Raw genomic sequence first — 10,975 nt, 5'->3', positions numbered from 1 at the left:
ACATCATACTATAGTCTTAATATAGCGTATTACTTCTAAAATTAAAATAATATAAAGGAAAATATATATTAAGTTTATGTAAATTGAACATTTTGTGAAAACAATAACATTTAATAACGCAACCTTTTTAATTTGTATTACAATATAGTTGTAGTCATTACGAGTTATAAATAATGGGAGTGATTTTTAGTGTTAAATGAACAAGAAAAGGCTATTATCAAAGAAACAGTGCCTGTATTACAACAAAAGGGAACAGAAATAACATCTTATTTCTATAAAAGAATGTTTAAACAACATCCTGAATTAAAAAATATGTTTAACCAAACGAATCAGCAGAAGGGCTTTCAATCGACTGCATTAGCTCAAAGTGTCTTAGCAGCGGCAGTTAATATTGAAAATTTAGCTAATATTTTGCCGGTTGTTAAAGAAATCGCTTATAAACATTGTGCTTTACAAGTACCACCCGCAGGCTACGATATCGTGGGAGAAAATTTAATAGAAGCAATCAAAGCAGTCGTAGGTCTTGGTGATGAAGACCCGATTATTCAAACTTGGAAAAAAGCGTATCAAGAAATTGCTGATGTATTTATTCAAGTTGAAAAAGACATTTACAGTAAAATGTTATGGGATGGATTTAAACCATTCAAAATTGAAAAAATCGAACAACTTTCATCAAACATTAAAGCATTTACAGTGACTTCAAATGAATATGATTTAAGTCAGTTTATTCCTGGTAACTATATTACTGTAGATGTAAGTAGTAGCAAAATGCCTTATCGTGCAAAACGTCATTATTCAATCGTTGGTGGAGACAATACACATTTAACATTTGCAGTTAAGAGAGATGTTAGTACAGACCATGAAGGTGAAGTATCAACAATTTTACACGATGAATTAAAAGAGGGCGATGACATTAATTTATCAGCGCCAGTAGGACCATTCATGGTAGAAAATACTGAACATCCACAATTATTTATCGGAGCTGGCATTGGCATTACACCATTAGTCTCAATGTTTAGAGAAGTTGCTGATAAAGGTAGTCAAGCTCAATTCATTCAAGTGACTGGAGATGTGAATGACACACCGTTCACTTCACTATTGAAAGATATTAGTGAAAAAGTTGAAACAGCTAATTATGAATTATATGACAGAGCATCAAATGGTTATTTAACTAAAGAATATTTAGATAAATTTATTAATAATGAAACAGAAGTATATGTATGTGGTGGCACTCAATTCCTTCAATCAGTTATTGAGTTATTGAAAGAAATGGATGTTGACCAAAGCCATATCCACTTCGAAACATTTGTACCTAAATTAAGTGTGGCTGTTTAATAACTAAACCAAATATTAAAGGGATGATAAGCGAAATAAGTTCGCTTATCATCCCTTTTTTTAATCATCAATTACATTAATAATCAATCAATAGAATTACTCAATGCCACGACGCATTTTTTCAGCTAATAAAGTATTATTTAATACCATAGTAATTGTTAAAGGACCAACGCCACCTGGAACAGGCGTAATTGCGCCAGCTACTTCTTTAACTTCATCAAATTCAACATCGCCTTTTAATTTGCCGTTTTCATCTGGTGTATTACCTACATCGACAATAACAGCGCCTTCTTTAACGTCATCTTTAGTTACAAGACCAGGTTTACCAACTGCACTTACGATAACATCAGCATCTTTTAAATGACTGTGCATATCTTTAGTACGTGAATGTAAAATAGTTACCGTCGCATTAGCTTGTAATAATAATTTAGAAACTGGTTGACCAACAATATGGCTACGACCGATAACAACTGCATTTTTACCTTCTAAATCGATATCAGCATGTTTTAAGATTTCCATAATACCTAGAGGTGTACATGGTACGAATGTTTGTTCATCGATATACAATTTACCGATATTTGATGGGTGGAAACCATCAACGTCTTTTTCAGGATTGATTGCTTCTAAGATTTTTTGTTCACTTACTTGTTTAGGAAGTGGAACTTGAACTAAGATACCACTTACTGAATCATCATTGTTTAAACGATCCAATTCTTTTAATACGTCTTCTTCTGAAGTATCTTCGTCTAAATGAACAATTTCAGAAATCATGCCAATTTTTTCAGCAGCTTTCTTTTTAGAATTAACGTAACTTTGACTAGCTCCGTCATTTCCCACTAAGATAACAGATAATTTAGGAGTGTAGCCTTTTTCTTTTAAAGCTTCTACTTGATCTTGTAATCCTTGTCTGTAGTCCTTAGAAATTTGTTTCCCATCTAAAATTTTTGCAACCACAAAAAATTCCTCCTTGTTTGTTTAAATCATAATTATAGCTTAACTTTCAAACCTTAATTACGTCAAATTTTAGGCAAAAGACGTAAGTTAAATTAAAAAAATAAAATAAAGTTCGATTTTTAATTGAAAAAGCGTTCAATGATTGTTATGCTATATTTGTAATATACAACTAATCGTATCAATATTTCAAACTTTTGAAAGGGTGTACAAAGTGAAAGTAGCAGTCATTATGGGTAGTTCCTCAGACTGGAAGATAATGCAAGAAAGTTGCGCAATGTTAGAGCAATTTGAAATTCCGTACGATAAGAAGGTAGTATCTGCACATCGTACGCCAAAGTTAATGTTCGAATTTGCAAGCGAAGCGAGAGCTAATGGTTATGATATTATTATCGCTGGTGCAGGCGGAGCAGCACATTTACCTGGGATGGTAGCATCAATGACGACGTTACCGGTTATTGGAGTTCCTATCGAGTCTAAAAGCTTAAAAGGTTTAGATTCATTATTATCAATAGTACAAATGCCTGGTGGTATTCCAGTTGCAACTACAGCCATTGGTACAGCTGGTGCAAAAAATGCTGGAATTTTAGCGGCAAGAATTTTAAGTATTGGTAATGAAAGTGTTCGTAAAAATTTAGAAAATTATGAACAATCACTTGTAGACAAAGTAGGTGAAATGCAAAATGAACTTCAATAAATTAAAGTTTGGTGACACGATTGGTATTATCGGCGGCGGACAGCTGGGTAAAATGATGGCACAATCTGCTCAAAAGATGGGATTTAAAGTCGTATGTTTAGATCCTAATGCCGATAGTCCATGTAAACCAGTGGCGAACGAATTTATTAACGCCGCTTATGACGATGAACAAGCATTACAAGAGTTAGGTCGAAAAACTGACGTGATTACTTATGAATTTGAAAATATTTCGGCCGATCAACTTCAACACCTAACTGAACAATTTAATATTCCTCAAGGTTATCAAGCCATTCAATTATTACAAGATAGATTAACTGAAAAACAAACATTAGAGCAAGCTGGTTCTAAAATTGTTCCATTTTTATCTGTTCAAAGTAATGATGATCTTCAAACCGCTATAAATGAATTAGGTTATCCTTTCATTCTGAAAACACGCTTTGGTGGTTATGATGGTAAAGGGCAAATACTAGTTAAAGATGAAACAAATATTGAAGAAGCTAAAGCACTTATTTCTAATCAAGAATGTGTAGCAGAACAATATTTAGATTTAGCCCTTGAAGTCTCTTTAACAGTAACCATTGGCAATCAAAAACAAATCACTTATTTCCCACTACAAGAAAATGAACACCGCAATCAAATACTATTTAAAACTATCGTGCCAGCAAGAAGCGATAAAGAACAAGAAGCCAGAGATGAAGTAAATAAAATTATTGAAGCTATACATTTCGTTGGAACATTCACGGTTGAATTCTTTATAGATAAAGACAATCACTTATTTGTAAACGAAATTGCGCCACGTCCTCATAATTCCGGCCATTATTCAATCGAAGCTTGTGATTATTCACAATTTGATACACATATCTTAGCAGTTACAGGACAAACACTGCCAAAGTCAGTTGAAATATTGAAACCTGCCGTCATGATGAATTTGCTAGGTCGTGATTTAGACTTGTTAGAGGATAAATTTAGTGAACATCCTGAATGGCATATTCACATTTATGGCAAACCTGAACGTAAACCTGACCGTAAAATGGGCCATATGACTATTTTGACTGATGACATTAACGATACAGAAGCTAAAATGCTCAAGGAATTTGAAGGGAGAGAATAATTCATGTCTCTATTATATGAAGGTAAAGCAAAAAGAATTTTTTCTACTGACACACCGCACCAATTAAGAGTGGAATATAAAGATGAAGTTACAGCTGGAAATGGCGCGAAAAAAGACACTATGGAAGGTAAAGGGCGTTTAAATAATAAAATCACTTCAATTATCTTTGATTATTTAACTCAAAAAGGAATTAAAAGTCATTTTATTAAACAACTATCTGAGACAGAACAATTAGTTGAAGAAGTCAAAATTATTCCATTAGAAGTAGTGGTTCGTAATATCGCTACAGGTTCTATTACAAAACGTTTAGGTTTTGAAAAGGGACATCAATTTGAAACACCACTGGTAGAGTTCTTTTACAAAAATGATGATTTAAATGATCCGCTTATTACAGATGATCACGTTAAACTTCTTAATATTGCGAGTGACGAAGAAATAGAAACATTAAAAACGATGGCAAAAGATATCAATCATGTGCTTATTCAACTTATGGATGAAATGAATTTACGCTTAGTAGATTTTAAAGTTGAATTTGGCAGAACACAAGATGGCAATATTTTATTAGCTGATGAAATTTCTCCTGACACTTGTCGTATTTGGGATAAAGATTCAGATACTAATTTTGATAAAGACGTTTATAGAAATGACACTGGTTCACTTATTGACACATATCAAACATTTTTAAATAAATTGGAGGAACTTAAATAATGAAAACGATTGAACTTCACATCACATTACAACCACAGGTATTAGATACTCAAGGACAAGCCTTAAATCGAGCAGTACATGATCTAGGATATAAACAAGTTAATGACATTCGTGTAGGTAAAGTATTATATATGACTGTTGATGAAGCTACTGATGAAGCAGTAGATAATATTATCACAACGCTAAGTGAAAGATTATTTGCGAATACAGTGATTGAAGAATATAGCTACAAAATTGTAGATGAAAAGGAGAATGCATAAGATGAAGTTTGCAGTTCTCGTATTTCCCGGATCAAATTGTGATAGAGACATGTACAACGCAGCAATTAAGTCAGGCACTGAAGCAGAGTATGTTGATTATCGAAAAACATCATTAGAAGGTTTTGACGGGGTACTCATTCCAGGTGGTTTCTCTTTTGGTGACTATCTTCGTTCAGGAGCAATGGCTAGCGTAGCGCCGATTATTGATGAAGTTAAACGTTTCGCAGAAGAAGGCAAACCTGTATTAGGAGTGTGTAATGGTTTCCAAATTTTAACGGAAATAGGTCTATTACCTGGCGCACTACTACATAATGATTCTCATTTATTTATTAGCAGAAATGAAAAACTGAAAATTGTCAATAATCAAACTTCATTCACTAATCTCTATGGTGAAAATGAAATTGTAGTTTATCCAGTAGCACATGGTGAAGGCCATTATTATTGTACAGATGAAATTTATGAGGAATTGATTGAAAATAATCAAATTATCTTAACTTATGAAGATAATCCAAACGGCTCTCATGAGCATATTGCGGGCATTGTTAATAAGCAAGGTAACGTGTGTGGTATGATGCCCCATCCTGAACGAGCACTTGAAACAATTCTTGGCACTGATAGTGGCGTGAAATTATTCGAAGCAATGGTTAATAGTTGGAGGGAACAAAATGTCTAAGTTTATCGAACCAAGTATTGAAGAAATTAAACTTGAAAAACTCTATAAAGACATGGGTTTAAGTGATGCAGAATATGACAAAGTGTGTGAAATTTTAGGGAGAGAACCTAACTTTACTGAAGTTGGTATCTTCTCTGTAATGTGGAGTGAACATTGTTCTTACAAACACTCTAAACCTTTCTTAAAACAATTCCCAACAACTGGTGAACATGTATTAATGGGACCAGGTGAAGGCGCTGGGGTAGTTGATATTGGTGACAATCAAGCTGTTGTGTTTAAAGTAGAATCTCATAACCACCCATCAGCAATCGAACCATATCAAGGTGCAGCAACTGGTGTAGGCGGTATTATCAGAGATATCGTTTCTATTGGGGCTAGACCAATCAATTTATTAAATAGCTTACGTTTTGGTGAACTATCAGTGAAACAAAACCAACGTTTACTGAAAGGTGTTGTAGCGGGTATCGGTGGTTATGGTAACTGTATTGGTATTCCAACAACTGCTGGTGAAATTGAGTTTGACGATCGTTACGATGGTAACCCATTAGTTAATGCTATGTGTGTGGGTGTCATTGACCATGACATGGTTCAAAAAGGGACTGCTAAAGGTGAAGGTAACTCAGTTATTTATGTAGGTTTGAAAACAGGGCGTGACGGTATTCACGGAGCTACTTTTGCATCAGAAGAGTTAACTGAAGAAAGTGACAGTAAACGCCCATCAGTTCAAATTGGTGACCCATTTGTTGGTAAAAAGTTAATGGAAGCAACATTAGAAGCTATCACATTTGACGAATTAGTCGGAATTCAAGATATGGGTGCTGCTGGTTTAACGTCTTCTTCATCTGAAATGGCAGCTAAAGGCGGAAGTGGTTTGGAATTACACTTGGATAAAGTGCCAACACGCGAACCTGGTATTTCACCATATGAAATGATGCTTTCAGAAACGCAAGAAAGAATGTTATTAGTCGTTGAAAAAGGCACAGAACAAAAATTCTTAGATTTATTCGATAAACATGAGCTTGATAGCGCAGTAATTGGAGAGGTAACCAACACTGACCGCTTCGTCCTTAAATACGAAGATGAAGTCTATGCAGATATTCCGGTTCAATCATTAGCTGATGAAGCACCTGTTTATATTTTAGAAGGTGAAGAAAAAGAATATAACACATCTAAAAATGATTACAGTACTATCGATGCTCAAGAGGTATTTGAAAGATTATTAACACATCCAACTATCGCTTCAAAACATTATTTATACGAACAATATGACCAACAAGTCGGTGCGAATACGATTATTAAACCAGGTTTACAATCTTCAGTTGTACGTGTAGAAGGTACAAATAAAGCTGTTGCTTCTACAATTGATGGTGAAGCAAGATATGTCTTTAATCAACCTTATGAAGGCGGAAAAATGGTTATAGCAGAAGCATATCGCAATTTAATTGCTGTTGGGGCAACACCATTAGCTATAACAGACTGCTTAAACTATGGTTCACCTGAAAAGAAAGAAATCTACCAACAATTAATTGATTCTACGAAAGGTATGGCAGAAGCATGTGAAGTGCTAAAAACACCTGTCGTTTCAGGTAATGTTTCATTATATAACGAAACACGTGGTACATCTATTTTTCCAACGCCTGTAGTAGGTATGGTAGGTCTAATTGAAGATATCGATTATTTAAATGATTTCCATCCTGAAGCTGGTCACAAATTATATCTTGTTGGAGAAACTAAAGACGATTTCGGCGGCAGTCAAATTGAAAAATTATTATACGGCAAAGTGAATCATGAATATGAAGCTATCGATTTAAGTGATGAAGTGGCAAAAGGCGAAGCAGTTAAAACAGTAATTAGAAATGGTGTCGCCTCTCATGTACAAACAGTTGGTAAAGGCGGTTTATTAATGACGTTAGCACGTATTAGTGCTTATCATAGTCTTGGTTTATCGGCTCATGTAGATCTTTCAGATGCGCAGTTATTTAGTGAAACACAAGGTCGCTACGTAATTGCAGTAAAAGAAGGTCAAACACTAGATATCGACAATGCTATTGAAATCGGTGAATTCACAGATGTAGATGAATTTAAAGTTTCAAATGCTCAAACTACTATTGTAGAAAAAGTCTCAGATATTAAAGAAAATTGGGAAGGAGCCATTGAAAAATGTTTAACTACAGTGGATTAAACGAAGAATGTGGTGTGTTCGGGATATGGAATCATTCTGAAGCAGCCCAATTAACTTACATGGGACTTCATAGTTTACAACATCGCGGTCAAGAAGGCGCCGGTATTGTTGTTTCAGATGGTGAAACCTTAAAGGGTGAACGTGGTTTAGGATTACTAACTGAAGCGATTAAAGCACCTCAAATGGAGAACCTTAAAGCAGGACATAACGCGATTGGTCATGTGCGTTATGCTACCTCTGGTAATAAAGGTATTGAAAATATTCAGCCTTTCCTTTACCACTTCTATGATATGAGTGTAGCGATTTGTCACAACGGTAACTTAATTAACGCGCAAGCGCTTCGTCAGTATTTAGAAAAACATGGTGCTATTTTCCATTCATCATCTGATACTGAAGTAATCATGCACTTAATTCGTCGTAGTAAAGCGCCAACGTTTGAAGAAGCTTTAAAAGAAAGTTTACGTCAAATTAAAGGTGGTTTCACTTTTGCGATTTTGACTAAAGACGCACTATATGGTGCAGTTGATCCTAATGCTATCCGTCCACTTGTAGTCGGTAAAATGCAAGATGGAACATATATTTTAGCAAGCGAAACATGTGCGATCGATGTGCTTGGTGCTGAATATGTTCAAGATATTCACGCTGGAGAATATGTCGTAATTAATAAAGATGGTATTGAAGTAAAATCTTATACAAGCCATACAAATACTGCAATTTCAGCGATGGAATATATCTACTTCGCGCGTCCAGATTCTACGATTGCCGGGAAAAATGTTCACGCTGTACGTAAAGCGTCTGGTAAAAAATTAGCTCAAGAAAGTCCAGCTAATGCTGATATGGTTATTGGTGTGCCCAATTCCTCATTATCAGCGGCAAGTGGTTATGCTGAAGAAAGCAAATTACCATATGAAATGGGCTTAGTGAAAAACCAATATGTAGCACGTACATTTATTCAACCGACTCAAGAATTAAGAGAACAAGGTGTTCGCGTAAAATTATCAGCCGTTAAAGACATTGTTGACGGAAAAAGTATTGTCTTAGTCGATGATTCAATCGTACGAGGTACTACAAGCAAGCGTATTGTTAAGATGTTGAAAGATTCAGGCGCCAAAGAAGTTCATGTACGTATAGCATCTCCTGAATTTATGTTCCCAAGTTTCTATGGAATCGATGTTTCAACAACGGCTGAATTGATTTCAGCTAGTAAATCACCAGAAGAGATTTGTGAATATATTGGCGCTGATTCATTATCTTATTTAAGCGTAGACGGATTAATTGAATCTATTGGTTTAGATTACGATGCGCCATATCATGGCTTATGTGTAGAAAGCTTTACGGGCGACTATCCGGCAGGCCTTTTCGATTATGAAGAAAATTATTATAACAATTTGAGTCAACGTCAAAAGGATTATATTAACAATCATAAACACTACTTTGATAGAGAGGGTAATATCCATGTCTAAAGCTTATGAACAATCAGGTGTTGATATTCACGCAGGTTACGAAGCAGTTGAAAGAATGTCGAGTCACGTCCAACGTACGATGCGTAAAGAAGTGCTTGGCGGTTTAGGAGGATTTGGTGCGACATTCGACTTATCACAATTAAATATGAAAGCACCCGTTCTCGTCTCTGGCACAGATGGTGTAGGTACTAAATTAAAGCTTGCCATCGATAATAATAAACACGATACCATTGGCATCGATGCTGTAGCAATGTGTGTGAACGATATTTTAACTACAGGCGCTGAACCGCTTTATTTCTTAGATTATATTGCTACAAATAAAGTGGTGCCAGAAGTGATTGAACAAATCGTTAAAGGTGTCAGTGACGGCTGTGAGGAAACAAATACAGCTTTAATCGGTGGCGAAACTGCAGAAATGGGCGAAATGTACCACGAAGGTGAATATGATCTTGCAGGTTTTGCGGTAGGTGCAGTTGAGAAAGAAGACTACATTGATGGCTCAGCGATTCAAGAAGGCCAAGTTATCATTGGTCTTGAGTCAAACGGTATTCATTCTAACGGTTACAGTTTAGTCCGTAAATTAATTAAAGAATCAGGTATTAATTTAAATGATGAATTCGATGGTCGTACTTATCTAGACACTTTATTAGCGCCAACGAAGTTATATGTTAAGCCTATTCTTGCTTTGAAAAAGGCTGTCCAAATAAAAGGCATGAATCATATCACAGGTGGTGGTTTTTACGAAAATATCCCACGTGGTTTACCTAAAGGCTTAGCAGCGAAAATTAATACGCAATCCTTCCCAACGCCTAAAGTATTTGAATGGTTACAACAACAGGCTCAAATTGAAACTCAAGAAATGTATAACGTATTTAATATGGGAATAGGCTATACGGTAATTGTCGATAAAGAAGAAGCTAAAAAAGCGATTGAAATATTAAATAATGAAGGCATTTCAGCATATGAAATTGGTGAAATTATTACAGATAAAGATACGCCTATCCATTTAGAGGAGGTAGAGGCGTGACTAAAGTAGCTATCTTTGCTTCAGGTTCAGGCAGTAACTTTGAAAATATCGTTTTAAAAGTAGACAAAGGGGAACTTAACAACATTGAAATTACATCTTTATATACAGACCACGATGATGCATATTGTATAGATCGTGCAAATAAACTAAAAGTCGCGACACATATCAATGAACCTAAAGACTTTGAGTCTAAATCTGCATATGAACAACACTTGATTCAACTATTAAAACGTGAAGAAGTGGAATGGATTATTCTTGCTGGTTATATGAGATTAATAGGTCCAGATTTATTAGACGCTTACGAAGGTAAAATATTAAATATTCATCCATCATTATTGCCAAAATATAAGGGGAAAGATGCTATTGGACAAGCGTTCAATAGCGGTGATAATGTGACTGGTTCAACTGTCCATTATGTTGACAGTGGCATGGATACGGGAGAAATTATTGAACAAAGACAATGTGATATTAAAACGGACGATACTAAAGAAGCATTAGAAGAACGTGTTAAACATTTAGAGTATGAACTTTATCCTAGCGTTATTGCTAAGGTCATCAAGTAAGGAGT

The 10,975-nt window shown here is 35.2% G+C and carries 11 protein-coding genes; 10 read left to right on the top strand and 1 reads right to left on the bottom strand.

Annotated features, from left to right (window positions below):
• Nucleotides 1-189 precede the first annotated feature (189 nt).
• Nucleotides 190-1,335 carry a globin domain-containing protein gene (locus CD128_RS02470; RefSeq protein ID WP_103328502.1) on the top strand — a complete coding sequence of 382 codons (1,146 nt, stop codon included), beginning with the start codon at nucleotides 190-192 and terminating at the stop codon, nucleotides 1,333-1,335.
• Between the two features lie 96 nt (nucleotides 1,336-1,431).
• On the opposite strand, the gene folD is transcribed toward CD128_RS02470, so the two are convergent.
• Nucleotides 1,432-2,289 (bottom strand): bifunctional methylenetetrahydrofolate dehydrogenase/methenyltetrahydrofolate cyclohydrolase FolD, encoded by an 858-nt coding sequence (folD, locus tag CD128_RS02465; protein WP_103297077.1) that lies wholly within the window; start codon nucleotides 2,287-2,289, stop codon nucleotides 1,432-1,434.
• 211 nt (nucleotides 2,290-2,500) lie between these two features.
• Between folD and purE the strand changes: the two genes are divergently transcribed.
• Genes purE through purN form a run of 9 tightly spaced genes read left to right on the top strand, consistent with a single transcriptional unit; the run spans nucleotide 2,501 to nucleotide 10,970 of the window.
• Complete coding sequence (gene purE / locus CD128_RS02460) at nucleotides 2,501-2,983, top strand: 5-(carboxyamino)imidazole ribonucleotide mutase (RefSeq protein WP_103328501.1); 483 nt, start codon at nucleotides 2,501-2,503, stop codon at nucleotides 2,981-2,983.
• Nucleotides 2,970-4,094: a 5-(carboxyamino)imidazole ribonucleotide synthase gene (purK, locus tag CD128_RS02455; protein WP_103328500.1), complete on the top strand. Its 1,125-nt coding sequence runs from the start codon at nucleotides 2,970-2,972 to the stop codon at nucleotides 4,092-4,094. The genes purE and purK overlap by 14 nt, the downstream gene beginning before the upstream one ends.
• Before the next feature lie 3 nt (nucleotides 4,095-4,097).
• The gene (gene purC, locus CD128_RS02450) at nucleotides 4,098-4,802 is read left to right on the top strand and encodes a phosphoribosylaminoimidazolesuccinocarboxamide synthase (RefSeq protein ID WP_103328499.1); all 705 of its coding nucleotides are present in this window, start codon (nucleotides 4,098-4,100) and stop codon (nucleotides 4,800-4,802) included.
• Complete coding sequence (purS, locus tag CD128_RS02445; protein WP_103328498.1) at nucleotides 4,802-5,062, top strand: phosphoribosylformylglycinamidine synthase subunit PurS; 261 nt, start codon at nucleotides 4,802-4,804, stop codon at nucleotides 5,060-5,062. Before purC ends, purS begins: the two co-directional genes overlap by 1 nt.
• Nucleotide 5,063: 1 nt before the next feature.
• On the top strand, nucleotides 5,064-5,735 hold the full coding sequence (gene purQ, locus CD128_RS02440; protein WP_103328497.1) for a phosphoribosylformylglycinamidine synthase subunit PurQ: 672 nt from the start codon (nucleotides 5,064-5,066) through the stop codon (nucleotides 5,733-5,735).
• The gene (gene purL / locus CD128_RS02435) at nucleotides 5,728-7,917 is read left to right on the top strand and encodes a phosphoribosylformylglycinamidine synthase subunit PurL (RefSeq protein ID WP_103328496.1); all 2,190 of its coding nucleotides are present in this window, start codon (nucleotides 5,728-5,730) and stop codon (nucleotides 7,915-7,917) included. Before purQ ends, purL begins: the two co-directional genes overlap by 8 nt.
• Nucleotides 7,896-9,380 carry an amidophosphoribosyltransferase gene (gene purF / locus CD128_RS02430; RefSeq protein ID WP_103328495.1) on the top strand — a complete coding sequence of 495 codons (1,485 nt, stop codon included), beginning with the start codon at nucleotides 7,896-7,898 and terminating at the stop codon, nucleotides 9,378-9,380. Before purL ends, purF begins: the two co-directional genes overlap by 22 nt.
• The gene (purM, locus tag CD128_RS02425; protein ID WP_103328494.1) at nucleotides 9,373-10,407 is read left to right on the top strand and encodes a phosphoribosylformylglycinamidine cyclo-ligase; all 1,035 of its coding nucleotides are present in this window, start codon (nucleotides 9,373-9,375) and stop codon (nucleotides 10,405-10,407) included. The genes purF and purM overlap by 8 nt, the downstream gene beginning before the upstream one ends.
• Nucleotides 10,404-10,970, top strand: coding sequence for a phosphoribosylglycinamide formyltransferase (gene purN, locus CD128_RS02420; protein WP_103328493.1), 567 nt, complete (start codon nucleotides 10,404-10,406; stop codon nucleotides 10,968-10,970). Before purM ends, purN begins: the two co-directional genes overlap by 4 nt.
• Nucleotides 10,971-10,975 lie beyond the last annotated feature (5 nt).

The sequence above is a fragment of the Staphylococcus croceilyticus genome (assembly GCF_002902575.1).
GTDB lineage: Bacteria > Bacillota > Bacilli > Staphylococcales > Staphylococcaceae > Staphylococcus > Staphylococcus croceilyticus.
The sequence above is the reverse complement of the archived record's forward strand: the minus strand, read 5'-3'. Positions and strand labels throughout refer to the sequence as shown.